The 26708-nt window shown below is 36.3% G+C and carries 29 protein-coding genes; 21 read left to right on the top strand and 8 right to left on the bottom strand.

The window, feature by feature from the left end:
• The first annotated feature begins 122 nt into the window (after positions 1-122).
• Together QUG14_RS10760 and QUG14_RS10755 are read left to right on the top strand one after the other, a co-directional pair.
• A complete protein-coding gene (locus QUG14_RS10760; protein ID WP_289340525.1) occupies positions 123-563 on the top strand; it encodes a MarR family winged helix-turn-helix transcriptional regulator in 441 nt (146 codons plus the stop codon).
• Positions 564-660: 97 nt separating this feature from the next.
• Positions 661-2355, top strand: coding sequence for a M3 family oligoendopeptidase (locus tag QUG14_RS10755; RefSeq protein ID WP_289340524.1), 1695 nt, complete (start codon positions 661-663; stop codon positions 2353-2355).
• A gap of 41 nt (positions 2356-2396) precedes the next feature.
• Here QUG14_RS10755 and QUG14_RS10750 read toward each other — a convergent pair whose 3' ends face one another.
• Positions 2397-4544, bottom strand: coding sequence for an ATP-dependent Clp protease ATP-binding subunit (locus QUG14_RS10750; protein ID WP_289340523.1), 2148 nt, complete (start codon positions 4542-4544; stop codon positions 2397-2399).
• A gap of 205 nt (positions 4545-4749) precedes the next feature.
• Here QUG14_RS10750 and QUG14_RS10745 point away from each other — a divergent pair, with 205 nt between their 5' ends.
• Positions 4750-5802 carry a YkvI family membrane protein gene (locus QUG14_RS10745; RefSeq protein ID WP_289340522.1) on the top strand — a complete coding sequence of 351 codons (1053 nt, stop codon included), beginning with the start codon at positions 4750-4752 and terminating at the stop codon, positions 5800-5802.
• 42 nt (positions 5803-5844) lie between these two features.
• Here QUG14_RS10745 and QUG14_RS10740 read toward each other — a convergent pair whose 3' ends face one another.
• The gene (locus QUG14_RS10740) at positions 5845-6456 is read right to left on the bottom strand and encodes a CPBP family intramembrane glutamic endopeptidase (RefSeq protein ID WP_289340521.1); all 612 of its coding nucleotides are present in this window, start codon (positions 6454-6456) and stop codon (positions 5845-5847) included.
• A gap of 150 nt (positions 6457-6606) precedes the next feature.
• Between QUG14_RS10740 and QUG14_RS10735 the strand changes: the two genes are divergently transcribed.
• Complete coding sequence (locus QUG14_RS10735; protein ID WP_221820470.1) at positions 6607-6726, top strand: DUF6254 family protein; 120 nt, start codon at positions 6607-6609, stop codon at positions 6724-6726.
• 134 nt (positions 6727-6860) lie between these two features.
• Here QUG14_RS10735 and QUG14_RS10730 read toward each other — a convergent pair whose 3' ends face one another.
• Positions 6861-7049: a YkvS family protein gene (locus QUG14_RS10730; protein WP_063251529.1), complete on the bottom strand. Its 189-nt coding sequence runs from the start codon at positions 7047-7049 to the stop codon at positions 6861-6863.
• 234 nt (positions 7050-7283) lie between these two features.
• Between QUG14_RS10730 and QUG14_RS10725 the strand changes: the two genes are divergently transcribed.
• The 6 genes from QUG14_RS10725 to QUG14_RS10700 all read left to right on the top strand — a co-directional run bounded on the left by QUG14_RS10725 (position 7284) and on the right by QUG14_RS10700 (position 11763).
• On the top strand, positions 7284-7478 hold the full coding sequence (locus QUG14_RS10725; protein ID WP_289340520.1) for a hypothetical protein: 195 nt from the start codon (positions 7284-7286) through the stop codon (positions 7476-7478).
• Between the two features lie 339 nt (positions 7479-7817).
• Positions 7818-8084 carry a phosphocarrier protein HPr gene (locus tag QUG14_RS10720; protein ID WP_289340519.1) on the top strand — a complete coding sequence of 89 codons (267 nt, stop codon included), beginning with the start codon at positions 7818-7820 and terminating at the stop codon, positions 8082-8084.
• Positions 8084-9796, top strand: coding sequence for a phosphoenolpyruvate--protein phosphotransferase (ptsP, locus tag QUG14_RS10715; protein WP_289340518.1), 1713 nt, complete (start codon positions 8084-8086; stop codon positions 9794-9796). The genes QUG14_RS10720 and ptsP overlap by 1 nt, the downstream gene beginning before the upstream one ends.
• 216 nt (positions 9797-10012) lie before the next feature.
• Positions 10013-10486: a hypothetical protein gene (locus QUG14_RS10710; protein ID WP_289340517.1), complete on the top strand. Its 474-nt coding sequence runs from the start codon at positions 10013-10015 to the stop codon at positions 10484-10486.
• Positions 10487-10643: 157 nt separating this feature from the next.
• Positions 10644-11522: an NAD(P)-dependent oxidoreductase gene (locus QUG14_RS10705; RefSeq protein ID WP_289340516.1), complete on the top strand. Its 879-nt coding sequence runs from the start codon at positions 10644-10646 to the stop codon at positions 11520-11522.
• A gap of 64 nt (positions 11523-11586) precedes the next feature.
• Entirely contained in the window at positions 11587-11763 is a 177-nt protein-coding gene (locus tag QUG14_RS10700; protein ID WP_289340515.1) for a hypothetical protein, read from the top strand.
• A 48-nt stretch (positions 11764-11811) separates the two neighbouring features.
• Here QUG14_RS10700 and QUG14_RS10695 read toward each other — a convergent pair whose 3' ends face one another.
• The 5 genes from QUG14_RS10695 to QUG14_RS10675 form a co-directional block, all read right to left on the bottom strand.
• Positions 11812-12963, bottom strand: coding sequence for an aminotransferase A (locus QUG14_RS10695; RefSeq protein ID WP_289340513.1), 1152 nt, complete (start codon positions 12961-12963; stop codon positions 11812-11814).
• A gap of 168 nt (positions 12964-13131) precedes the next feature.
• Positions 13132-13332: a hypothetical protein gene (locus QUG14_RS10690; protein WP_289340512.1), complete on the bottom strand. Its 201-nt coding sequence runs from the start codon at positions 13330-13332 to the stop codon at positions 13132-13134.
• Between the two features lie 160 nt (positions 13333-13492).
• Positions 13493-13990: a YkyB family protein gene (locus tag QUG14_RS10685; protein WP_483310721.1), complete on the bottom strand. Its 498-nt coding sequence runs from the start codon at positions 13988-13990 to the stop codon at positions 13493-13495.
• A gap of 173 nt (positions 13991-14163) precedes the next feature.
• Complete coding sequence (locus QUG14_RS10680) at positions 14164-15042, bottom strand: metallophosphoesterase (RefSeq protein WP_289340511.1); 879 nt, start codon at positions 15040-15042, stop codon at positions 14164-14166.
• Positions 15043-15223: 181 nt separating this feature from the next.
• On the bottom strand, positions 15224-16051 hold the full coding sequence (locus QUG14_RS10675; protein ID WP_289340510.1) for a C39 family peptidase: 828 nt from the start codon (positions 16049-16051) through the stop codon (positions 15224-15226).
• Positions 16052-16211: 160 nt separating this feature from the next.
• Here QUG14_RS10675 and QUG14_RS10670 point away from each other — a divergent pair, with 160 nt between their 5' ends.
• The 11 genes from QUG14_RS10670 to QUG14_RS10620 all read left to right on the top strand — a co-directional run bounded on the left by QUG14_RS10670 (position 16212) and on the right by QUG14_RS10620 (position 26701).
• The gene (locus tag QUG14_RS10670) at positions 16212-17423 is read left to right on the top strand and encodes an EAL domain-containing protein (protein WP_289340509.1); all 1212 of its coding nucleotides are present in this window, start codon (positions 16212-16214) and stop codon (positions 17421-17423) included.
• A gap of 68 nt (positions 17424-17491) precedes the next feature.
• Positions 17492-17728, top strand: a complete 237-nt coding sequence (locus QUG14_RS10665) for a hypothetical protein (RefSeq protein WP_289340508.1) — start codon at positions 17492-17494, stop codon at positions 17726-17728.
• A gap of 238 nt (positions 17729-17966) precedes the next feature.
• On the top strand, positions 17967-18203 hold the full coding sequence (locus QUG14_RS10660; RefSeq protein ID WP_045515459.1) for a YkuJ family protein: 237 nt from the start codon (positions 17967-17969) through the stop codon (positions 18201-18203).
• Between the two features lie 139 nt (positions 18204-18342).
• On the top strand, positions 18343-18795 hold the full coding sequence (gene cbpB / locus QUG14_RS10655; protein WP_289340507.1) for a cyclic-di-AMP-binding protein CbpB: 453 nt from the start codon (positions 18343-18345) through the stop codon (positions 18793-18795).
• 51 nt (positions 18796-18846) lie between these two features.
• Entirely contained in the window at positions 18847-20358 is a 1512-nt protein-coding gene (locus tag QUG14_RS10650; protein WP_289340506.1) for an MDR family MFS transporter, read from the top strand.
• A 112-nt stretch (positions 20359-20470) separates the two neighbouring features.
• The gene (locus QUG14_RS10645) at positions 20471-21352 is read left to right on the top strand and encodes a transcriptional regulator CcpC (protein ID WP_289340505.1); all 882 of its coding nucleotides are present in this window, start codon (positions 20471-20473) and stop codon (positions 21350-21352) included.
• Between the two features lie 77 nt (positions 21353-21429).
• On the top strand, positions 21430-22140 hold the full coding sequence (gene dapD / locus QUG14_RS10640) for a 2,3,4,5-tetrahydropyridine-2,6-dicarboxylate N-acetyltransferase (RefSeq protein WP_289340504.1): 711 nt from the start codon (positions 21430-21432) through the stop codon (positions 22138-22140).
• A 63-nt stretch (positions 22141-22203) separates the two neighbouring features.
• Positions 22204-23349, top strand: a complete 1146-nt coding sequence (locus QUG14_RS10635) for an N-acetyldiaminopimelate deacetylase (RefSeq protein ID WP_289340503.1) — start codon at positions 22204-22206, stop codon at positions 23347-23349.
• A 126-nt stretch (positions 23350-23475) separates the two neighbouring features.
• Entirely contained in the window at positions 23476-24024 is a 549-nt protein-coding gene (locus QUG14_RS10630) for a peroxiredoxin (protein WP_179597466.1), read from the top strand.
• 307 nt (positions 24025-24331) lie between these two features.
• Positions 24332-24787 carry a TlpA family protein disulfide reductase gene (locus QUG14_RS10625; RefSeq protein ID WP_289340502.1) on the top strand — a complete coding sequence of 152 codons (456 nt, stop codon included), beginning with the start codon at positions 24332-24334 and terminating at the stop codon, positions 24785-24787.
• 159 nt (positions 24788-24946) lie between these two features.
• Positions 24947-26701 carry an ABC transporter ATP-binding protein gene (locus QUG14_RS10620; RefSeq protein WP_289340501.1) on the top strand — a complete coding sequence of 585 codons (1755 nt, stop codon included), beginning with the start codon at positions 24947-24949 and terminating at the stop codon, positions 26699-26701.
• Positions 26702-26708 lie beyond the last annotated feature (7 nt).

Here is a 26708-nt window from a genome sequence, read left to right as displayed (position 1 = left end):
ATTGACACACCTAAAAAAGTTTTCTATAATAATCTTGAAGTCGAGATAACTAGAAATTCGGAAGTGCCTTGTCCAAGGGCGACAGCTGGACAGTACAAGATTGATAAAAAGGATGAGTCTTAATGGAAAATGATTCTGTATCTCAATCGTTAAAGCTGTTTATTGTTCTTTCAAGAGCGTATAAAGCGATTAATGAACATGTTAATAAAGTTATTCAAGCAAATGGATTGAACCCAACGGAATTTGCAGTATTAGAGCTTTTATATCACAAAGGTGATCAACCTATGCAGCAAATTGGCGGGAAAATATTACTTGCTAGCGGCAGCATTACTTATGTTGTCGATAAGTTGGAACAAAAAGAAATGTTAAAAAGAATTGCCTGTCCTTCTGACAGACGGGTAACGTTTGCACAAATTACAGACAAAGGGAAAGATTTTATTGAAGAGATTTTCCCAGAACATGCACAGCAGATTCATAAGCTAATGTCGAGTCTAACGGATTCAGAAAAACAGGATGCGATTGAATTGTTAAAAAAACTAGGACTGCCAGCGGGTAAATTTTAATACGGCGTAAGCCGTATTTTTTCTTTTTTAAAGGAATATTAATGGTTAGTGTTGAATTGATTGTAGTTGAAATTTATAACTAAAAGGGGATGTTTCAATGAGATTTGAAGAGTATACATATACCCGTCCAAACCTAGAAGAAGTTACATTGAGATTTGAGGCGGCCATTGACAAATTTAAAAATGCTAATTCTGTAGAAGAGCAAAGCGTAGCGATGGATGAAGTAAATGGACTTAGAAATGATATTGGCACGATGTTTAATCTTTGTTATATTCGTCATTCTGTCGATACGAATGATGAGTTTTATAAAGCGGAGCAGGATTATATGGATGAGGTCCAGCCAGAGATTGAGGGACTGGTTTCCAAGTATTATCAAGAGCTTGTTCATTCCAAATTCCGTAACGAATTAGAGGCAAAATGGGGAAGACAATTATTTGCCCTTGCGGAGGGGCAATTAAAAACATTTAAACCAGAAATTGTACCACTTCTGCAAAAAGAAAACCGTCTCTCAACAGAGTATACAAAACTGATTGCTTCAGCAAAAATAAATTTTGAAGGGGAAGAGCGGACACTTGCTCAACTAGAGCCTTTCACTGAATCAACCGATAGAGAAATGAGACAGCGGGCAAATGAAGCGAAGTTTGGATTTTTAGCAGAGCATGAAACAGAGTTTGACAGAATTTACGATGACCTTGTAAAAGTGAGAACAGAGATTGCCCATGCATTAGGTTATAAAAACTTTGTTGAACTAGGTTATTACCGGATGATGAGAACCGATTATAATGCAGAAATGGTAGCTAACTTCCGTCAGCAAGTGAAGGAGTTTATCGTTCCAATTGCAACAAAACTTAAAGCACGTCAGCAAGAACGTATTGGGGTAGAACAGTTAAAATACTATGATGAAGGCTTTAATTATAAAACAGGCAACGCAGTGCCAAAGGGATCCCCTGAGTGGATTATTGAAAACGGTCAAAAAATGTATGAAGACCTTTCTAAAGAAACAGGAGAGTTCTTCAAATTTATGCAAGATAATAATTTAATGGATCTTGTTGCCAAGAAAGGAAAAGCTGGTGGTGGTTATTGTACGTACATTGAGAATTACAAAGCACCTTTCATCTTTTCTAATTTTAATGGAACTTCCGGGGATATTGACGTACTGACACATGAGGCGGGACACGCATTTCAGGTTTATACAAGCAGGCATTTTGAGATCCCTGAGTATAATTGGCCAACTTACGAGGCTTGTGAAATCCATTCCATGAGTATGGAATTTTTCACTTGGCCATGGATGGATTTATTCTTTAAGGAAGACACTGATAAGTATAAATTCTCACATTTAAGTTCAGCCTTATTATTCTTGCCATATGGTGTTTCTGTTGATGAATTCCAACACTGGGTATATGAAAATTGGGAAGCAACACCTCAAGAACGGAAGCAGCAGTGGCGTGAAATTGAGAAAAAGTATTTGCCGCATAAAGATTATGCCGGGAATACTTATTTAGAAAATGGTGGTTTCTGGCAGCGTCAAGGACATATTTTTAATTCACCATTCTATTATATTGATTACACATTAGCGCAAATCTGTGCCTTCCAATTTTGGAAACGCTCAAGAGAAAACCAAGAAGAAGCATGGGCTGATTATGTAAGTCTTTGCAAGCTTGGCGGAAGCATGTCGTTTACAAAATTGGCTAAAGAAGCAAATTTGATTTCTCCTTTTGAAGATGGCTGTGTTGAATCAGTAGTTGGCGAAATTGAAGCATGGTTAAATTCTGTGGATGACCAAAAGTTGTAGTTTTAACAAAAAAAGCGAAGCCTCAGGCTTCGCTTTTCCTATTAATGAACTTTTATATTTTCTGAAGATACCTTTAGGTGGCCATCCTCAATGATAGCGAATAATTGATTTGTCTTTGGCTGCTCAAGAATAAAATCAGCAATTTTATCTTCTATGTGTTCCTGAATCACTCGACGAAGAGGACGTGCACCAAATGCTGGATGGTAACCAAGCTCCGCTAGTTTTTCTTTTGCTTCTAGTGTAATAGCAAATTCAATATTTTGCTCTTTTAAGGTCTCTTGAAGCTCTTTTACCATTAGATCAACAATCTGCATGATATGGTCTTTTTCAAGCGAATGGAATTCAATGATACTATCAAAACGGTTTAGAAATTCTGGTTTGAAGAAACTCCCTAAGGAATCTAAGATGGAAGCTTCTTCAATTGCTTCATTTGTTCCGAAGCCAACATGAATTGTTTTGTGTCCTATATTAGCATTACTTGTCATGATGATAACGGAATCCTTGAAGCTAACTGTTCTTCCTTGACTATCAGTAAGTCGCCCATCTTCAAGAATCTGTAAGAACATATGCTGTACATCAGGATGAGCTTTCTCAATTTCATCCAATAATATAATGCTGTATGGGTTCCTGCGCACTTTTTCAGTCAGTTGACCTGCTTCATCATGACCTACATAACCTGGTGGTGATCCTATTAATTTTGAAATACTATGTTTTTCCATGTACTCACTCATGTCAAGACGAATCATCGATTCAGTCGAACCAAATAATTCTTTTGCAAGTGTTTTTGTTAGCTCTGTTTTACCAACACCTGTCGGACCAACAAAAAGGAAGGAACCAATTGGTCGATTCTTTGATTTTAAGCCAGCGCGGCTTCGACGAACGGCTTTTGCAACCTTTTCGACAGCTTTCTTCTGTCCTATAACCTTATTATTTAAGTTTTCCTCTAGGTACTTTAGTTTTTGCTGCTCATCCTCTTGTAATTTACCTACAGGAATACCCGTCTTCTTTTCAATGATTTCTTGAATATGGGATTCCTCTACAATTGGTCTGTTCATTTCTGATTGATCATTAAGTGATTTTTCAAGTGATGATTCCTCATCTCGGAGTGACGCAGCAAACTCATAATTTTCATTCTTTAGAGCTGTCTCTTTTTGTATAGCTAATTCTTTTAATCGATTCTCAATCTGTTCCTTGCTATTTCCGTTTGAAGTCAAATTTAACTTGGAGCCTGCTTCATCAAGTAAGTCAATTGCCTTATCTGGTAAAAAGCGATCTTGGATATAGCGATGTGACAACTGGACGCATACCTTTAATGCTGCCTCAGAATAATTAACTTCATGATAGTCCTCATATTTATTCTTAATTCCTTTTAAGATCTCAATCGCTGCCTCGATGGAAGGTTCAGCTACCTGAACGGGCTGGAATCGCCGTTCTAATGCTGAGTCTTTTTCAATTTGGCGATATTCCTTTAGAGTAGTTGCCCCAACAAGTTGGAGTTCACCACGAGCAAGAGCGGGCTTTAGTATATTGCCAGCATCCATAGAACCGTCTGCAGAACCAGCACCCACTAAGAGATGAATCTCATCAATGAAAAGAATAATATTTTTACGTTCCTGTAATTCTTTAATCAATTGCTTCATTCTTTCTTCAAATTGACCTCTTATACCAGTGTTGGCCACTAAAGAAGCAACATCAAGTAAATAGACTTCTTTATTTCTTAGTTTAACTGGTACCTGTCCGCCAATAATGTTCAAAGCCAGTCCCTCAGCGATTGCCGTTTTTCCGACACCTGGTTCACCGATTAATACTGGATTATTTTTATTACGGCGATTCAATATTTCAATAACACGTTTAATTTCTTCAGCACGGCCAATCACGGGGTCAATAAGACCTGCTTTGGCCATTTGTGTTAAATTACGCCCAAATTGATCAATAAAGCCACCGCCATTACGCTCGGCAGCATGTTGTTGGTTATTTGGCTGGTTTGATTCTTTTGGCTTCATATTTAAGAATAAATCTTCTAATGGAAAACCAGGAAAGGAACTCATTTTAGGAGCTAAACCATTACTGATATTATTTTTATTAGTTGCATAACATTCATGACACAGCTTCATATCACTGTGAGATCCATTGATGTTGATTTTTAATTGAACTGTGGCCTGGTTTTCTTTACACAATTGACAAAGCATAAAATAAAACCTCCTTAAAAATATGAACTGTTTTTGACTTTGACTATATTTGACCTTGTGCAAATAGTATACTTTGACCTTTTTTGACTTTCAAGTAGTCTGCTTATGGTAATTTTTTCAAATAGATTGCATGAACTCTCTTTTTAAAAAAAGCTCGTCTTTGTTTGTCCTATTGGACATATATTGAATTTGAGGGGGAGATGAGGTGAAAAAGAATTGGTCGGCAGCTTTTCAAATCGCCGCAGTCTACGTTGGTACTGTTGTTGGTGCGGGATTTGCTACAGGAAGAGAAATCGTTGAGTTTTTCTCACGGTTTGGTTTCATCGGTTTTTTAAGTATATTATTGAGCGGTTATCTCCTTATTGTGTTAGGATCCAAGTTGATGAGAATTGCCGCTCGAATAAATGCAGTATCGTATCAGGAATTTAATGTACACTTGTTTGGTAAATGGGCAGGCAGGGGTATTAATATAATTATGCTTTTTATGCTACTTGGAGTAACAGCAGTGATGCTTGCAGGAGCAGGAGCTGTATTTGAAGAACAATTAGGTCTCACAAAAAATTTAGGTGTATTTATAACCATTTTTTTGTCCTTTTTAGTTATGCTAGTTGGTACAAAGGGGCTTTTTGCAGTGAATTCATTTGTTGTACCGATTATGGTTTGTTTTAGTCTCATGCTAATGTCACTTTCAATTAAACAGGCAGATTTCATAAATCACTTGTTGTTTATACCGCATGCGGAGGATGGATGGAAAAGTATTTTAGCCCCTTTTTCATATACAGCATTAAACCTAGCTTTGGCACAAGCCGTGCTAGTTCCAATTGCGAATGAAATTAAGGATGATTGGACCATCAAATGGGGAGGTATTTTAGGTGGAACAGCTTTAACGGTCATCTTAATCTCAAGCCATTTTACCTTAATCATGCTTCCAAATTTAGAACTATATGAGATACCGATGGCGATTATTATGAAGCAAATAGCTCCTTTTTTTTATTGGATATTTGTCCTTGTTATTTACGGTGAAATTTTCACATCAGTGATTGGGAACGTTTATGGACTTGACCGACAGATAAAACAATTTGTTAAAGTTCCTACATTTATTACTATTTCAGCTATCTTTATCGTTTCTTATATCATTAGTCTTATTGATTATAGTAAACTTTTGTCTAATCTTTACCCCATGTTTGGCTATATTAGCCTTATCTTCTTTATCCTTTTATGGATGAAGCCATTAAATGATAAGGTGAATAAATCATAAAAATAGGAAAAGCATTGTCCAATAAGAAGATAAGTGCTTTTCCTATTTTAATGGCAAAATAATAAAAATCATGATGTCAAAAACAATATGAGAGACAATCACTAGCGGCATGCTTTTTTTCCACAGATATAGGGCTCCCCACATAAGACCGGAAAGAAATGCTGCTAGCATTAGGATAAAGGTGCCAGAATAAATATGGACTGAAGCATAAAGTAGAGCAGAAAACATGATACTCCCAAATGTCCCAAAGTAACGGAGAAATCGTTTTTGAATAAATCCACGCCAAAAGAGTTCTTCTCCAGGTGCTGCTACTAAAATTAACGCAAGATATTGCCAAAATAACGATGGCGCAAACCAACGGTACAGTTTCTTTACACTACTATCAAAAGGCAAATTGAGTAGATCAAAGACTTGGACACCCAGCCAAAAAAGTGAATAGAGTAGTAATCCAGATAACACACCGATAGAAATATATTTAAAAAAGGAAGCCTCATCATCTACTTCTTCTTGAAACATTGCATACGTGATTAATATAAGAAGTGAACCGGTAAAAATATACCAGAATATTGCTCGATCATAGAAGGTAAAGTACATGAGAGCATGGGCAATAATGTACCCAGTTACTAGCCGCAGGTCAAAAAAGCGGTTCTTCATTCATTTCAAACCTCCTTTCTAACAATAAAATTCATTTTAACAAAAATAATTTATGAAAGGAAATGATTACATCACACTTTTAAACGATTTCACTAATAAGATTAAGGAAATTGAAAAAAATAGGAATGACAAAGGAAAGGAGGAAGGATAATGAGTAAATCCAAAAGCCAACAAGAACGTGAATGGACAGTCCGCAAACAAGACCAAAACCCTCACGGAAAAGTAAAATCAAAAGACCAGCTTCTAAAAGAAGCAGGACAAGATAAGTAAAAATAAGGCTAAGTTAAAGCGATATGTTAATTTTGGCACTCAGTTGATTGACCGGAAATCAACTGACTACTGAACATTGCTAAAAACAAAAGGCAGCCATGGGTTTGGCTGCCTTAATCTACAAAGCTATCAATTTAATAAGCGCTTTCTTTTACAATCTTATAGTTTTTATGATTAACAACCGTCCTCTGATCCAACTCTAGGTCTCGGTAATTATCCATTAATGTTAGGTCGACTATTACAGAGTTTTCATTTACCTTCTCAACAATCCCTTTAAGTCCGCCGCGGAATTCAATGACATTTCCTACTTCTGCTTTTTTCAATTAGTCTCTCTCCTTTACTTGACAAACTATAAATCTTCGTTTAAATAACAGTTTGCACTACTTTTTACCATTCGTAAAGTGTTTTATTTGACAATTATGTTAATTTCTCAATAAATTTAAAAGAAAATTGAAATCGGTTACAATATTAGATGAATTTCATATAAAAATGGTTCATTTTTAACTACAATTCGTTTCCTTATTATAAAATAAATGTTAATAAAGGTGGTGGAGTTAATGAATGATCAATACGTTGAAGACATCTTAGAAAAATTAAAATCAGGTGAACTTTCAGAGTACTACGTTAAGAAGGAAGATTTTATGGAATTTCGCCAAATTCTGGTTAAGAGGGAAGACTTTAAACATTTTCGGGGAATAGGACAGCGAGGTGGAGATGTCCTATATCAATACTTAGAAGAGCCTAGAAGCTAATTAGAAATTATCTTTTGAGTTGCCTAGTGGTCCAAAATCTACATTTTGTTCCATATTTTGGTCAAAATTTATGTCAAATTTGTGAACTTTTAAAAAAAATCAAAATGTCGATTTTTTAATGCGCTTACAAAATATGATATAGGTTGTCTGTGTTGGTTGAAAATGTTATCCTTGCAATTGTATGAAATACTAATAGTAAAATGGGGCTTACAGTTTACATACTTCAAATCCTTTTGGAGAAAATATAACAATTAGTTCAGTTATTTTTATGACTATAAGTGGTTTAGATATGTAATAGCAGCTTCATTTTACATTAATTATGAAGGAGATTGATTAAAGATGGCAGAAAAACAATTTAAAGTAATAGCTGATACAGGGATTCACGCTAGACCTGCAACTTTACTTGTACAAACAGCTAGCAAATTTGATTCAGAAATCAATTTAGAATATAAAGGAAAAAAAGTTAACTTAAAGTCTATTATGGGTGTTATGTCTTTAGGAATTGGACAAGGTGCAGATATTTCAATTAACGCTGAAGGTAGTGACAGTGAAGAAGCTATTAGAAGCCTTGAAGAATTATTGAAAAAAGAAGGACTGGCTGAGTAATGACATTTTTACAAGGAATTGCTGCTTCTAATGGCATTGCCATTGCAAAAGCATATCGATTAGTTGAACCAAATTTATCATTTGAGAAACAGACAGTAGAAGATGTAGCAACAGAGGTAAATCGTTTTAAAGCAGCAATCGAGAAATCTAAAGCAGAACTTGAGGCAATTCGAGATCGTGCGCAAATTGACCTTGGTGCAGATAAAGCAGCTATCTTTGAAGCACATTTACTTGTTCTAACTGATCCAGAATTAAATGGACCTATTGAAGATAAAATTAACTCCGATAAAGTAAATGCTGAGTTTGCTTTAAAAGAAACAGCAGACATGTTTGTTATGATGTTTGAACAAATGGATAATGAGTATATGAAGGAACGTGCTGCAGATATTCGCGATGTTACAAAGAGAGTTCTGTCACATTTACTAGGTGTTCAGTTAGTGAATCCAAGCATGATTGCTGAAGAAGTTATTATTGTGGCAGAGGACCTTACACCTTCCGATACTGCACAATTAAATCGTCAGTATGTCCTTGGTTTTACAACGGATATTGGCGGACGTACTTCCCATTCCGCTATTATGGCTCGCTCCATGGAAATTCCAGCAGTAGTAGGTACAAAAAATGCTACAGAGGAAATTAACAATGGTGATTTAGTCATTGTCGATGGTCTTAAAGGTGAAGTACATATTAACCCGACCCCTGAACTTGTGGAAGAATACCGTAATATTCATCAGCAATATGAAGCACAAAAGACGGAATGGGCGAAGCTTGTTAATGAAAAAACGGTTTCAGCAGACAACCATCATGTAGAATTAGCCGCTAATATTGGTACACCTAAAGACTTAAAGGGTGTAATTGAAAACGGCGGGGAAGGCGTCGGTCTATACCGAACTGAGTTCCTTTACATGGGAAGAGATCAACTGCCTACTGAGGAAGAACAGTTTGAAGCTTATAAAGCAGTCCTAGAAGGTATGAATGGCAAGCCAGTTGTTGTTCGTACATTGGACATCGGCGGAGATAAAGAGCTTCCGTATCTTCAACTGCCTAAAGAGCTTAATCCATTTTTAGGCTTCCGAGCTATTCGTTTATGCTTAGAGGAGCAAGATATCTTTCGTACTCAACTTCGAGCACTGCTCAGAGCAAGCAGTTATGGGAATCTAAAGATTATGTTCCCAATGATAGCAACTTTGGATGAATTCCGAGAAGCTAAGGCAATCCTTGAAGATGAAAAACAAAAGCTTATTGCAGCTGACCAAACGGTGTCAGACCGTATTGAGCTTGGAATTATGGTTGAAATTCCATCAACTGCTATTTTAGCTGACCAATTTGCTAAAGAGGTGGACTTCTTTAGTATTGGAACAAATGATCTAATTCAATATACAATGGCAGCAGACCGTATGAATCAACGTGTATCATATCTTTACCAGCCATATAGCCCATCTATTCTACGATTGGTGAAGATGGTTATTGATGCTGCACATGCAGAAGGTAAATGGGCTGGAATGTGCGGTGAAATGGCTGGAGATGAAACAGCAATACCGCTTCTACTTGGTCTTGGGTTAGACGAATTTTCAATGAGTGCAACTTCCATATTAAAAGCACGTTCACAAATTAAAAAGCTAAGTAAAGCTGATATGGAGAAACTCGCAAATCAGGTATTAAATATGCAAACTACATCGCAAGTCATTGAAGCAGTAAATGCAGCAACAAAATAGGATGGTTTGGAAGAGGCAGAATTATTATTCTGTCTCTTTTTTTCTTCTACGTTTCAGGATTTTAAAGGTAATTTTTAGTATAATAGGAATAGACGAGTTCAAGGGGCATGATTAATAGCTATTTAACCTCTCTGTTATGATTCCAATAATCAACCTCATTTTACGTTTATTACCAATAGTATTTGGTTAAGGTAAAAACATAAAGGAGTGTTAAAAATGCGGAGAAGTATAAGAATGGTTTTTGTTTTAGTGAGCATGATTATGATTGGAACAATGCTTTCAGGTTGTGGACTTCCCCTATCAAAAGAACTAATTGTAAACCGTTATGCTGACGCTCTGTTGACAAAGAACAACGAACTACAGTTTCGGTTTAGAATTAATAATGAAATTTTAGATAGACATGAATTATATAAAGTTAAGGTAACCATTCATGATGACCGTCTTGCTGCGGCGATTGGAAAACGTGAAATTATTTATGGTGAAGAACAAGTTTTAAATGGAGAATATTTAGAGGTAAAAGGAAAAAGTGAAAAATATATATTCATGGATCCGCTTCCATTTAAGGAAGATTTGCATATTCATGATTTAAAGAATATGATCGAAAAAAACCAAGCAGTTTCTATAGAAATATACAATAATCAGGAAGTTTTTGGGCGTGTCTATCTAACAAATTTTTCGTCAGAGCTTTGAAAATATTGTTTATACTGATTTTATCTAGGAGAAACTAGATAGGTGCATAAATTTGGAGATTGAGCACGAGAACCGGAAAGTACTTAGTTCCGGTTTTTTTCTCGTTATCCATATATAATTGAGATGTAAAAATTTTAGGGTTGGAGGATTGATGCTTTTGTTTACTCCAGAAAATACGGTAGTTGGTTTTATTGGGGCCGGTGTAATGGGGAAAAGTATGGCAGGACATTTATTAGCAGCAGGTTATCCATTACTTGTTTATTCAAGGACACAGGAAAAGGCTAATGATCTGTTAGAAAAAGGTGCGTCTTGGGTGGAATCGCCAAAGGAAATGGCTGAAAAAGCAAATGTCATTTTTACCATGGTCGGCTATCCTTCTGATGTGGAAGAAATTTATTTAGGTGAAATGGGATTAATTAAGAGTGCTAAAGCGGGCAGTTTACTTATCGATATGACGACTTCTGCTCCATCACTGGCAATGAGAATATTTGAAAGAGCGAAAGAAAGAGGAATTCATACCCTTGATGCACCTGTTTCTGGTGGAGATGTTGGTGCAAAGGAAGCAAAGTTGTCTATTATGGTGGGCGGGGAAGAAAGAGATTTTGATTCAATAAAGCCTTTACTTACCCTTCTGGGAACAAATATCGTTTATCAGGGTAAAGCAGGTGCAGGACAGCATACAAAAATGTGCAATCAAATTGCAATTGCTTCGAATATGATTGGTGTCTGTGAGGCTGTCATTTACGCTCAAAAGTCAGGATTAAATCCTGAGTCAGTCTTAAAGAGTATTACTAATGGTGCTGCAGGAAGCTGGTCATTGAGCAATCTCGCACCGAGAATGTTAAATGGAAATTTTGAACCGGGATTTTACATAAAACATTTTATTAAGGATATGAAAATTGCTCTAGATGAAGCTGAACATATGGAAATGGAAGTTCCAGGTTTGACATTGGCAAAAACGTTATATGAAAAACTTGTTGAAATGGGCGAGGAAAACAGTGGAACCCAGGCTCTTTATAAATATTGGCAGTCTTGAACCAAGAATAAATTCCTCCTGCTATCAAAAACTAGGAAAGAAGTTGAAATAGGAGGAGTTTAGAATGGCGAAACGAACAAAAAAGAATGATCCACAGCAAAAAAACAAAAAGGGATTTGATTCTGCTGTATTAAATGAAGAATTTGCTCATGAAATGGGCTCTGCAGCAGCGAATAAAATCCATAAGGATAAAGCAAAAAAAGAAAAAGCAGCAAAAAATAATGGTGGATACAAAGGCTAACAAAAAGCTACCCTCACTTCTACAGCAGTGAGGGTAGCTTTTTGGCAGTTATAATTTATTGAAAAAATTCTCCATTCTGTCTAACCCTTTTTCCAACGTTTCAAGGGAACAGGCGAAAGATAGTCTAAAATATCCTTCGCCATATTCTGAAAATGCACTCCCAGGAACAACGGCGACTTTCGCGTCATGAACCATCTTAAGGGCAAAGTCAAAGCTATTCAGATCGATTGAATTGGGGATTTTAACAAAGAAATAAAATGCCCCATCAGGCATAACTACATTCAGCTCCATCTCTGCTAGCCGATTGTAAACATAGTCACGTCTGATCATATATTCTTTTTTCATCGGAACGGCATCATTAAAGCCCGTCGTTAATGCTGCTAAGGCTGCTTTCTGAGCGATTGAATTAGCGCACGAAACATTATATTGATGCACTTTTAAGATGTGCTTAGTGATAGATTGAGGTGCAAATAGGAAGCCAATTCTCCAGCCAGTCATTGCGTGTGACTTTGATAAACCATTAATAACGATTGTTTTCTCCTTTAGAAAAGAAGCAATTGATACATGTGGTTGATCATAACTTAATTCGCTGTAAATTTCATCAGCTAGTACAAAAATTTCTCGTTCTTTCAAATAATCTGCAATTTCCTTTAATTCGACATCTGTCAGGCTTACCCCAGTTGGATTTGATGGGTACGGTAATACAATACACCGTGTTTTTTCGGTAATATAAGGTTTTATCATTTCCAAAGTAAATCGGAAATGATTCTTCGTTATATCAACATGAATCGGAACTGCTCCACACATCCTAATAATGGGTTCATAACCTGGATAAATAGGTCCAGGCAGGATTACTTCGGTACCTTCAGTAAGGATTGTTCTAAAGGTTATATCGATCGCTTCACTTGCCCCCATTGTTACGATTACCTCTGATTCTGGTTCATAGCTAAGACCATATTTCTTAGCAACAAAATCGCAAGCTGCACTTCTTAATTCATTAATTCCAGCATTGTGTGTATACGATGTAAAATTCTCTTCTATTGCTTGAATTCCAGACCTTTTCACATGCTCAGGTGTTTGAAAATCAGGCTGTCCGATTGTCAGCGAAATAACATCATCGATGTGGGAAACCAAATTATAAAATTTTCTGATGCCAGAAACCTCAATCTCCTGAACTTTGGTATTGATTAAATGCTCCACCCTTGTTCATCCTTCCATTTGCTTTCATGAATACTCTGATTATAAACAGATTTATAGAAATATTCTACAATTAATGTCAAACCTACATTTAGTGGAAAATGTAAAAACAGCCTGAATATGAATCAGGCTGTTTAAGGGGGAAGTTAATATAAAATTTATAGAGTATTACTAATAACCATAATCCCAATCAACATAGTCTTCATGCCAATATACAGGAGAAACAGGACCAAATGAAACAATTTTATTATTTAGCTTGCAGTTACATTGATCGCAGCCACATTGGTCTTTAATCTCTTCAAACACTGATTGTTCAACATCTTCAATAAATGTAATCCTCTTATCCTGAAAAAGAATTGCTGTCCCCTTCATGTCTAAGGCACCTCTTTTATGAATTATTGTTCTAATGATTGTATTATAATATTGATGAAACAAAGGGTCTATATTTGGTGAAAGAGTTCACAAAATCATCACTAATATGAAAGGAATATGTACAATAAAATACGTAAAAAGGCCGATGAGTCTGGCTTTTTTACGTATATCGTTCTCCTAGCTTTTTAAAGATTGGTTTTTGATAAGGTCGGTTATTTCGTTGGTTAGAAGGCGGGTGTTCCATTTCTGTTATACCTGTATAGGTTTGCAATATGGATTTTGCTTGGTTAAGTGAAAGTGTTGTTTTTGGATTTCTCACACTTCCATCTAGTTTACCCAAATGTGGGAGTTCAGCAAAATCAGACTTAGTTGGAGGAATATGAAAAGTATACTGACCGCATTCGACGAGAACGTCTGATTGCTGTTTACTGTTTCGAGGATTTTTTGAAAAATGAAGTCCTATCTTTTTTGCTTTGCCGTCGTCTATTAATTTTTTTAATGATTCATGTTTTAATTTGTATAAAAATTTGGGGTTTGGTGCTGTTTTCGCATGGCGATTAACGATAAAGAGAGCTTGTGAGAGGTTTTCGGTCGTTAGCTTGCCTTTTGGTTGGGGGTATTTTTTATCATCAATCAAAATATGTACTCCTTTCGACATTATAAAATTTTTGTACGATAATCATTATTTTCATTAATTTATTTTTCTTTATTATTATATAATTGTAAAATAGAAATACAAGAAAGTAAAAACATTATTGTAAAAAACGAGAACTTTTTAACTCTAAAGGATGAGAAATTAAAAAATCCTTATCCATCCATGGTAAGGATTTTTTAGTGTGCTGCTGAAGAAATCATGGTAAATACGGTTAATTCCGGTTTAGCCATGAAACGAAATGGGAGACGAGTTGTCCCAATTCCCCGATTGACATATAACGACATTGGATTAATTTCACCTATTAAATAATAACCCTCAGGATAATTTTGGGCAAAAGGAGGAACTACGAGAGCACCTGCAAAAGGTATCTTTACCTGACCTCCATGGCTATGTCCGCTTAGTTGCCAATGTATCTGAAAGGATGATGCCTCATCCGCCACATCAGGAGCATGTGATAATAGAAGTTTAAATGAACTTTCAGGTACCTTGCTTAACGCAAGTTCTAAATTGGGTTTTCCCAGCATTCGATCATCTATCCCTACTAATGAGATAAAACTCCCATCCTGTTGCTTAATAATCTGGGACTCATTTAGCAGTACAGTAAAATCAGATAATTCCATTATATTTTTATAGATTTCTGATCCATAACCACCATGGTCATGATTCCCATAAATACAAAATTTACCGATTGTTGCCTTTAATTGCTGTAAAATCGGAGCAACTTTATTAATTTCATTATATTTATTTGGCTCATCCAATAAGTCACCTGTGAAAAAGATCAAATCAGGCTGAAGTTGATTAATTTTTTTAACTAATTTCTTTAATTGGTTTACAGTGTAATGGAAACCTAAATGGGTATCACTAAATTGGACAATCTTTACTCCGTTAAAACTAACAGGAATTAAGTCGTGTTTTATTTCAAGTTTTGTTATTTCTAGTAGTGAAGGTTCAATTCGATTGGCATAGAAGTAACCGCCTGAACCAAGTCCAAAAACAGTGAGCATTGCCCCAAAAGTTCTTTTCAGGAAAGTTCTCCTTTTCATTTTTTTAGGCATAAATAATCTACCAACCTATCTCCAAGTTTTTGTCTATATAAAAAAAGATTCATACGTATTTTCTTTAAAATTGGTCAATTTTGCAAGTATTATATGAAAAAGAAACAAAATTTCCTACTATAGTTCATATTCAAGAAAGGATAAAAAATACATAAAAGCAGCCATTTTGGCTGCTTTATGATTATTTGTAACTGACTGCACGATTCTGGAGGGCTTTCCAGGAAGCAATAAATTTCTCCTTTTCCACTCTAACTTGTTTTCTCCCAGAAAGCGGGTCATTCAAATAAACATAGTTTGCATCGTAACCTACAAGTACCACAGCATGCAAATCAAGTGGCGTTTTAATGATCTGCCGTCCATGATACCAAGACTCCCATCGGTCGGGTAATCGATAATCTCCTGTTGTCCACACCACTACAGGGTAACCAGCAGAAACATGCTCTAGAACCTTTTCAAATGGCTGGTTTGTTAAATTTACTGCTCTACCTGGAAGTTTCTGATTTACCAGTGCTTCCATTGGTTTGTCAAATACAGCATACCCAGCCTGTCTTCCCGTCATGTCTCCGACAAAACCATCAGCAGGGTTACCCCAATTTAATATATCTCCATTTCCAGCCCTTTTTATAGGGTCAGGATCTTTTTGAATGGACCTATACAAATCCATTTTGTCTGTCTTTACACCTGCATAGTTTAATACCATCGCCAGACTTGTCACTTCACAACCATATCTTAACTCAGGATTTTGCTTAATTAATGCTACATCCAGCATCATGGATTCTTTTTTGCCTGGTTGTTTTACAGGTTGAGCAACATTCGGTTTTGCAATAGGCTGCTTTAAGTTATCCTTCGTTACTGTAGAGATATTTTTAGTTTTTTGAATCTTAGGGTTCGGTACTTGTTCATATAATTGTGTATAGTTTTGTTTGTCAGATTGTTGTGTAACCTTATCTTCTGCATTATTACATCCAAACAGTGGCAGGATTGAGACGAGTAAGCAAAGTTTTTTCACAGTAGTCTCCTCCAATCATATGGACTTGGTCTTATCATTCGGTTGTGCCGCTATAACTATGATGGTATCCTTTTGGAAAAGAACAAGATATGAAAGTTAAGCGTATTGTATATAAGGGTATGGTATAATGAGGAAAATCTTTTTTGCGGAGGGTACTTGAATGGATGCATTGGATATCCTAACGGATCTTGAAAATGTCATTCCTTATTTTCAACCAATTTTTAGTGCCGATGAGCAGCGTGTAATTGCATATGAGGTTTTAGGTAGATATGTGTCAGAAGGTAACATCATCAGTTTAGGCAGCTTTTTTCTTGATGATCAAATTCCAGACGAATATAAATATGAAGTTGATCTATTGTTAGTTCAAAAAGCGTTAGAGCTTGCATTTGAACTTGAAGATGATGTTAGTATCTATCTGAATCGTGATGCTGATTTACTCATGTATCGACATGGTGAGCCATTTCTACAAGAACTTTTGGCTTTTGAAAAAAGAGGCTTGAATTTAAAGAGAATAGTGCTTGAAATTTCTGAGGGTAATTATAAGGGTGACTTTGGTCAATTAGATCATTTATTACAATACTATCGGACATATGGTATAAAAGTTGCCATTGCAAGTATCGATAGTGACACAAATTACTTTGAGCGAATCGGTCAATTAAATCCTGAAATCATTAAAATAAATTTACAAGCGTTAAAATCAAATGCAACTGCTGCAAGCTTTACGGATGTCCTATTTTCATTGTCATTACTAGCAAGGAAAATCGGAGCCACCTTACTTTTTGAAAATATAGAAATGAGTTATCAGCTTCAGTTTGCATGGAAAAATGGAGGTAGATATTATCAAGGATTTTATCTTCATCCCCCGGCACCGGAGTTTATTGAACGTGAATTACTAAAAGAGCGATTAAAAGGGAAATTCCATGATTTTATTGCTTATGAGAAGCGAAAACTGGAAGCCATTTATTCTGCAGCAGAATTTTTTCAAAATAAAGTACAAGATATCATAATAAAAAATAAAAAGGCAAATTATGAAGAGTTATTTACTTCACTTATTAAAGAAATGGACCAAATTGCATTTCGAATGTATGTATGCGATGAAGATGGTTTTCAAAAATCCTCCAATATCTTAAAGGGGGTAAACGGCTGGGATACGCAGAAGGAATATATTCAAAAAAATTGGAGCTGGCGTCCATACTTTTTAGAAAATATCATCAAAATGAGAAATGGAGGTAAGGGAATACTCTCGGATATATATAGTGATATTGAGACAGGTGAGACCATACGGACGTTTTCCATTCCGATAAACGGAAACGATTATTTGTTTATTGATATTTCCTATCAGTATTTATTTGAGAATGACCAATTGTTATAACTTATCTAGTATAGAATGGTTCATACAGTGGAAATTTAATAGTATCTTTATTAAAGGAGAAATCGCTTATGAACCTCTTTGTTAATGCACTATCGATCGTAATTGTTGGTATTCTTGCGGTTTCGCTAGTGTATACCTTGTTTGTTGCCAGGCAGCAAAAGGCTGTTGAAGGAGATATTGATACGAAAATAGCTAAGCCAATACAAAAACATGTTTATTTGAGCAATCCGATTTTCCTGTCATATGTTATCTTTTTTGTTTTGGTTCTTTTTATCATCCTTTTTGTTGCAATCACCTATTTATGATAAGGCCTCAATGGAGGCCTATTTTTTTATAACGAAGCTAAAAATAACGACTAATAAAAAAAGTTTCCCATTTTATTCATTTTTACATGGACAGATGCTGTCTGTTATTTTATTCTTTTAATATTGGCATATTCACCAGAATTTAATTTGCTGGAAAAAATCCATAAGGATAAGAAAAATGCTAAAAGAGAAACATAACAGTAGAAAGTTTGCTTGTGTTTGAAAGGAGACGGAGCGTATGTCACAGCTTCAAGGGATATTAACACGGTTAAAAAACCTTCAGGAACAGTCTAATGGAGGTGAACCGGCACAACGCTATTTCGAAGTGAATGGCGAAAGAAAGTGTCAGGTAACATTTCATCCAAAAACAGAAACATTTGAATTAGAAATATATAATGAAAAGGAAAAGCCAAAACGTTATCAATTTGACAATGTAGATATGATTACAATTGAAATTTTTGATTTAATTCAATAGGAGCCGATTACGGTTCCTATCTTTTTTGAGTTCAGCATCCACTTTACATATTTATTCCGTTTTCATAAAAAAACCCAGTTCTCCGAAAACTATGGTAGAATATACATGTGGTAAAACAAACATTGAGGAGTTTTCGGCGATGATAAGTCTTCACAGTGGTGAATTTTTAGAAATAGATATTCGAAAATTAATGATTCCGTCCGAGCGTGTTGCACATGTGCAAGTTGGTAATAATCTTGAACATGCACTGTTAGTGCTAACTAAAAGTGGTTATACGGCTATACCCGTACTAGATCCCCATTACAAACTACATGGTTTGATTAGCACCCCGATAATAATGGATTCAATCCTTGGACTTGAACGAATTGAATTTGAACAACTAGAAAAAAAGAAAGTGGAAGAGGTTATGAATATAACTGTTCCACGAGTGAAGGACACGGCTTCAATCAAAACGTGTCTTAGGCTCTTAGTGAATCATCCTTTTCTTTGTGTCGATACTGAAGATGGTTATTTTGAAGGAATATTGCCACGCAGTACAGTGTTAACACAACTTAATTTAGCTGTTAACAAAATGAATAAGAGTGAAAAATAAAGCTCCCATAAGGGGGCTGTATTATTTTATCGAAAAATTCGAGGTGGAATTATGAGTGATTCAATTTCCCAATCTAAAAGAGGAGGGCAGACCTATAGGCCGGTTGTATTAGCAGCCGTTATGTTAGCTATGTTTATGGGAGCGATTGAAGCGACGATCGTTTCAACTGCAATGCCGGCTATTGTGGCTGACTTAGGAGGGTTTACACTATATAGTTGGGTGTTTTCTGCATATTTACTAATGAATGCGGTAACAGTCCTGATTTATGGGAAATTATCTGATTTATTTGGGAGAAAGCCTATTCTCTTTATTGGGATTATTATTTTTCTTATTGGGTCTATTCTCTGTGGTTTTGCGACTTCAATGGAATCACTCATTATTTTTCGCTTAATCCAGGGATTTGGGGCAGGGGCAGTTACACCAATCGCTACCACTATTGTAGGTGATATATACACGGCAGAGGAGAGAGCACACGTTCAGGGTTATCTGGCAAGTGTATGGGGAATTTCTGCTGTTACGGGACCTGCAGTAGGTGGATTGCTTGTTCAGTATGTAAGTTGGAATTATGTATTTTGGATAAACATCCCGCTTGGAATTCTTTCTTTAATTGGTATCGGATTCTTTCTGCATGAAAACGTTGAAAAGAAAAAACATGATATTGATTACATAGGTGCATTCTTATTAACGGTGTCTGTTTCCTCATTAATGTTCTTTTTAGTTGAAGGAGGAGGACGATGGTCTTGGGGGTCTTGGCAAATACTAAGCTTAATTGGCCTATTTATCGTTACACTTACTGGCTTTGTCTACCATGAGGGCAGGGCTAAAGAACCCGTTATGCCCTTTAATATTTGGAAGGAACGATCTATTTTTGTAGCAAATGTAACATCATTAACCACTGGTATTATGTTAATTGGAATATCAAGTTTTCTTCCTACTTTCGTCCAAGGGGTAATGGAACAAACACCGATTGTTGCAGGATTTACCTTAACAACGATGTCGATTGGGTGGCCAATAGCCTCAACGCTTTCTGGAAAGATGCTCAATTCTATGGGATACCGTAAGACCTCATTAATTGGAGGGATAGCCTTAATTAGCGGAAGTATAGTATTTGTGACCATGACAGGCTCCTCGGGACCTCTCTGGGCAGCGTTAGGCTCCCTTATCGTAGGTTTTGGAATGGGTGTAACCTCGACAGCTTTTATAGTTTCCATTCAAAGTACTGTAAGTTGGCAGCAAAGAGGAATTGCAACCGCGGCTAATATGTTTATGAGGAATCTTGGAAACACAATTGGTGCAGCCTTATTGGGAGGCATTCTTAATAACCGGCTTGCCAATTATTTAAGCGAGCATGCAAACCAGTCGGAGGAAAAGCTATCAGTGGATTCCGCAAACCTTTTATTAAAAGAGGATGATCGGACTAATTTATCTGAATCAGTACGGGAACTATTACAGGATGGGCTGACTCAATCCCTGCATTGGGTATATTATGTTGTTCTTACCTTTGCTATTATTAGTTTAATCCTAATTTCATTTATTCCCAAACAAAAAAATGGCTCTGCATAATGTATGCAGGGCAATTTTTATCATTAAAAAGCAGCTTTCTAATGAAAAGTTTTAATTTTCTATATATAATAGGTAAAGCGGAATTTTATTAACCCAATAAAGGTGGATGGTTTTGTCCTCAATATCTGAATTTCACTTATTATCTGTTTTAGCTCAAGAAATGAATATGCGAAAAGCTTCTGAAAGGCTTTTTGTATCACAGCCTGCGCTGTCGCAACGTTTGCAAACCATAGAAAAAGAGTGGGGAACAAGAATTTTTATCCGTTCACAAAAAGGTCTATCACTTACCCCGGCTGGCGAACAAGTTATACAATTTGTAAATGAAGTGCTGGTGAAAGAAGAAAAGGTTAGAGAGACCATTCACTCTCTTCAATCGGGCGTATCCGGAACTTTAAAAATTGCAGTGGCTTCAATAGTTGGTCAAAATTGGCTGCCGCCTGTTCTAAAAAAGTATAGTGATACCTATCCGCAAGCAAAAATATCACTTATTACGGGCTGGAGCAGTGAAATACTGAAAAGTCTATATGATGATCAAGTACATATTGGAATTACACGGGGATTGCCAGACTGGAAAGGGGTAAAGATTAAACTATTCAGCGACCCTCTTTTCTTAGTTGATAGAGACATTACTAGACCTGAACAATTACTGGAAACAGATAGGCCTTTCATCCAATTTAAAAGTGATTCTAATTATTATCAAGAAATCCAAGATTGGTGGATGCGTCAATTCAAAACTTCTCCGAAAAGAACGATTGTAGTGGATCAAATTGAAACCTGTAAGCAATTAACGATTAATGGTTTAGGATATTCAATTCTACCTGGTATTACCTTAAATAACACCGAAAAGGAAATTTATAAAATTCCGTTACTTGATGATAATGGTGATGCGCTTAAACGTGATACTTGGTTATTAGGCTATGAGTCTTCCTTTCAACTAAAACAAGTGCAGGCATTTGTGGATCTAATTAAAGAACATAGCAGTCAAAGCAAATAATAATTGTTGTTTATTTTTCTTGTTTTCCAAACTGTTGTTTGGTAAAGTAAATTTTAATTAAATTTGGAGGTAGTACTATGAAAATGATGGATGCAAACGAAATTATTTCTTTTATTCAAAATAGCAAAAAGTCAACGCCAGTAAAGGTTTATGTAAAGGGAGATCTAGAAGGAATTGACTTTGGAAGTAATTCTAAAACTTTTATTAATGGCAATACCGGTGTTGTTTTTGGAGAATGGTCTGATATTAATCCTGCATTAGAATCAAATCAAGCCAAAATAGAAGATTACGTTGTAGAAAATGATCGCCGCAATTCAGCCATTCCATTATTAAATACTAAAAATATCAACGCACGTATCGAACCAGGAGTTACGATTCGTGACCAAGTTGAAATTGGCGATAATGCCGTTATCATGATGGGGGCAGTTATAAATATTGGAGCAGTTATCGGTGAAAAATCCATGATTGACATGGGTGTTGTCCTTGGTGGAAGAGCAACAGTAGGGAAAAACTGTCATATTGGGGCCGGCACAGTTTTAGCTGGTGTTATTGAACCACCATCTGCGCAGCCTGTCATTATCGAAGATGATGTCCTAATTGGTGCTAATGCAGTAGTTCTAGAAGGTGTTAGAGTTGGACAAGGATCAGTGGTTGCTGCTGGAGCAGTAGTCACAAAGGATGTTCCGCCTTATACAGTTGTTGCAGGAACGCCGGCTAAAAAAATTAAAGATATCGATGAGAAGACAAAATCCAAAACAGAAATTATGCAAGAACTTCGCCAACTATAGACTTAAGACAAAGGAGCGTGGATTATTTCCACGCTTTCTTTCTAGTATAGGAGTGAGTAGAGAATGAACCCTTTTATTAAAATTCGACGAGATCTTCATCTCATCCCAGAATTAGGTTTTCAGGAATATAAAACACAAGCCTATTTGTTAGCGTATTTAGAAAACTTATCACAAGAGAGAATTTCCATTAAGAAATGGAAAACAGGATTATTTGTAAAGATTAAAGGCATTAATCCTACAAAAACAATCGGCTATCGCGCTGATATCGATGGTCTGCCGATTGTTGAAGAAACGGGATTAGAATTCGCTTCAACCCATCCAGAACAAATGCATGCTTGCGGGCATGACTTTCATATGAGTATAGCTCTTGGTGTTTTAACACATTATGTGAAGAACCCAATTGATGATGATCTTTTGTTTATTTTTCAGCCTGCAGAAGAGGGACCAGGTGGTGCTGAGCCAATGCTAAAATCCGACATCATGCAAGATTGGAAACCGGATATTATTTTTGCTCTACATATCGCACCAGAGTATCCTGTTGGGTCTATAGCCGTTAAAGAAGGGTTATTATTTGCAAACACCTCAGAACTATTTATTGATTTAAAAGGGAAGGGAGGACATGCAGCCTATCCCCATTTAACGAATGATATGATTATTGCGGCCTGTTCACTTGTTGGTCAGCTGCAAACGATTATATCGCGGAATGTGAATCCCTTAGATAGTGCAGTTATTACTATCGGTAAAATAACAAGCGGAACCGTTCAAAATATTATCGCCGAAAAAGCAAGGCTTGAAGGTACAATCCGAACACTTTCTGATGATTCCATGGAGAAGGTCAAGCAACGGATTAATGCTGTAGTAAAAGGAATCGAGACCAGTTTTGAATGTAATGCTGTAATTGATTACGGCTCTATGTACCACCAAGTTTACAATGATGAGGAAATAACGAGAGATTTCATTCAATTCATGAAAACACAAACCAACATTGATGTTATACAATGCAAAGAAGCAATGACAGGTGAAGATTTCGGGTATATGTTGAAAGAAATTCCCGGCTTAATGTTTTGGCTCGGAGTCGACTCTCCGTATGGTTTACACCATGCCAAACTAAACCCAAAGGAAGAAGCGATAGAAGTCGCAATTAAAATGCTGACTAGTTATATAACGTTTCAAGGAAATCGATTACAACATACTCAAAAAGGCGTATAATTTTATTCTTTTTTATAAAAATGTTAAACTGAAAATTAGAAAAGATTGTTACATATCGTCGTTTATTCTATATGAAAATAGGGTAAACCAATGAAGGAACTAATTAATCATTTGGAGGGATTAGACATGCCAGAACGTATGGTAGCTAAGCAAGCACCTAGATTTGAAATGGATGCAGTATTACCGAACAAAGAATTTGGAAAAGTAAGCCTAGAAGAAAACATGAAAAACGACAAGTGGACTGTTTTGTTCTTCTACCCAATGGACTTTACTTTCGTTTGCCCTACAGAAATTACAGCAGTTTCAGATCGTTATGAAGAATTTGATGATCTAGATGCAGTTGTTATCGGCGCTTCTACTGATACCATTCATACTCATCTTGCTTGGATTAATACAGACCGCAAAAATAATGGTCTTGGTGATCTAAACTATCCATTAGCAGCAGATACGAACCATGTTGTTGCACGTGACTACGGTGTTTTAATTGAAGAAGAAGGAATTGCACTTCGCGGCTTATTTATCATCAGCCCAGAAGGTGAACTAATGTATTCTGTAGTGAACCATAACAATATCGGCCGTGATGTAGATGAAACATTACGTGTCCTTCAAGCATTACAAACTGGCGGGCTTTGCCCAGCTAACTGGAAGCCAGGACAAGCTACACTTAATGCTTAAATCTTAGGCTTTGTTAAAGCTGAATGGTGTTTTGGCATCCTGTTGATTCGCGCGGAAGGCATGAAGACTCATGCGGGAGGACGGGGCAGAGGAGACCCCACAGGCGCTAAAGCGCCGAGGAGGCTCCTCGGCGCCCGCGGAAAGCGAAGTGCCTCGTGACAGGCAAAGACCGCCTGTTCCTGCGGTGATTTTTCAAAGAAGCTTTCCTTAGTGGAGCGCAAATCAACAGACTATATTAACAAAGCCATATTATAAAAGAAAAGACCTAACATTGGTGTTAGGTCTTTTTTAAAAAGGGAGATACGTCATGAAGTTACGTGAGCCAATGCCAGAACTAACTGGCGCAGTCGAATGGTTAAACGGAGAAGTTACGAAAACAGATTTAGTTGGAGAAAAACCCACCCTTATTCATTTCTGGTCAGTCAGTTGTTATCTATGTAAAGAAGCTATGCCGCAAGTCAATCAATTCCGTGATCAATATAAAGATAAATTAAATGTGGTGGCTGTTCATATGCCAAGATCTGAAGAGGACTTGGACCTTGAGCAAATTAAACAAGTTGCAGCAGAGCATGGAATCAATCAGCCGATTTTTGTTGATAGTGAACATAAACTAGCTGAGGCATTCGAAAATCAATATGTTCCTGCTTATTATGTATTTGACCGTGAGGGAAAACTTCGTCATTTCCAAGCGGGCGGCAGCGGTATGAAAATGCTCGAAAAGCGTGTTAACCGCGTATTAGATGAATTAGAAAAAACAGAATAGGCAAGATTATCCAACAAGGCTGTTCGTATTTAAACGAACGCCTTTTTATTTTTTTTGAAAAATTGGAGTAAATAGGTAGAAAAATATTTCGAAACCCGTTATATTAAATATTACGTGTTAATTCAAAAAATTTTAAATAGTGAAAAAGGGGAGAAACATTTGGAGACATTTAAAAAATTAAAACCTTACTACTGGCCATATAAAAAGTATTTTCTTTACTCGATTGCTTTTTTATTTTTGCTAACACTTATAACAGTCGTCTATCCGATGATCCTGCAGGTGACGATTGACGAAGTGGTGCTAAAAGGTAAATATCATTGGGTCCCATACTTAGCAATTGGGTTTATTATGTTAATGGCTGTTAAAGGTGTGGCTACATATATCAACCAATATACGGGAGACTTATTTGGCATCACCTCAGTCTATAGAATGAGAAATGCCTTATACGAAAAACTTCAATACCTTCCATTTAAATATTATGATAATGCAAAAACCGGGGATTTAATGTCTCGACTAACGGCTGATGTTGAAGGATTTCGGTTTTTTCTCTCATTTGGTTTTTCAGAATTACTTCGATTCTTGTTATTAATTGTAATTAGTGTGGCCGTCATGTTTTATTATTCCGTTTCCTTGACGATTGTCACATTGATTACACTGCCTTTTTTAGCAATTGTTGTTTATAAGTTTGATCGTGCTGTTCATCCAGCATTCCGAGGAATAAGAGAATCCTTTGGAAAATTGAATACCAAAGTACAGGAAAGTATTAGCGGAATAAACACCGTAAAGTCACTCTCGAAAGAAAGCTATGAGATTGGTAAATTTAATGATTCAAATAGTGATTATAAGGACAATTATTTATTTACTTCCACAATATGGGCAAAGTATTTTCCTCTAATGGAACTATTAGGGAATATTAGTGTTATTCTCCTCTTAGCATATGGAGGTTTCCTTGTAATGGAGGATTCATTAAAACCTGGTGAGCTTGTTGCCTTCTACAGCTTGGTTTGGTACATTATTTGGCCGATTGTTAACCTTGGTTTTGTCATCAATCAATTCTCCCAGGCAAAGGCATCAGGAGAGAGATTAATAGAAGTGTTGGAGGCGGTAAGCAACAATAATGAACAAACTAAATTAACAAACATTGATCGGTTGAAAGGCGAAGTTGAATTTAGAAATGTGTCTCTTTGTTATGATGAAGATTCCAAATATGCTCTAAATGATATTTCTTTTAAAGCGATACCTGGAAAGGTAATTGGATTAATTGGTTCCACAGGCTCTGGAAAAACTAGCCTCACACAATTAATGACCAAATTTTATGAACCGAAGAGTGGAGAGGTACTGATTGATGGTAAGTCAGTAACCCATTATACATTAAGGTCGTTAAGAAGAAATGTTGGATTTGTACTTCAGGAGTCATTTCTATTTTCTACTACGATAAAAGAAAATATTTCATATGGTCGGCCAGAAGCAACAATAGAACAAATTATGGATGCTGCCAAACGTGCTCAGGCACATGATTTTATTATGGAGTTACCAGATGGATACGACACTGTCCTTGGAGAACGGGGCATGGGGTTATCAGGTGGTCAAAAGCAAAGGATTGCCATTGCCAGGGCGATTTGTATCAACCCAAGTATCTTAATATTGGACGATGCTACAAGTGCAGTTGACATGGAAACAGAGGTAAATATCCAAAGTGCATTAAAAGAAGTGATGAAAGGACGTACCACATTCATAATTGCCCATCGGATTAGCTCTCTTAAGCATGCAGATGAAATTCTTGTCCTTGAAAATGGGAGGATAGTTGAACGAGGAAATCATGAAAAATTAATTGAGAATAATGGACCTTATCAACGTATTTACGATATTCAATTTAAAGATCAGAAGACAGTGGTTACCTCAAATATGTGTTAAGGGGGCA

Source organism: Neobacillus sp. CF12 (genome assembly GCF_030348765.1).
Classification (GTDB): Bacteria; Bacillota; Bacilli; order Bacillales; family Cytobacillaceae; genus Neobacillus.
The sequence above is the reverse complement of the archived record's forward strand: the minus strand, read 5'-3'. Positions and strand labels throughout refer to the sequence as shown.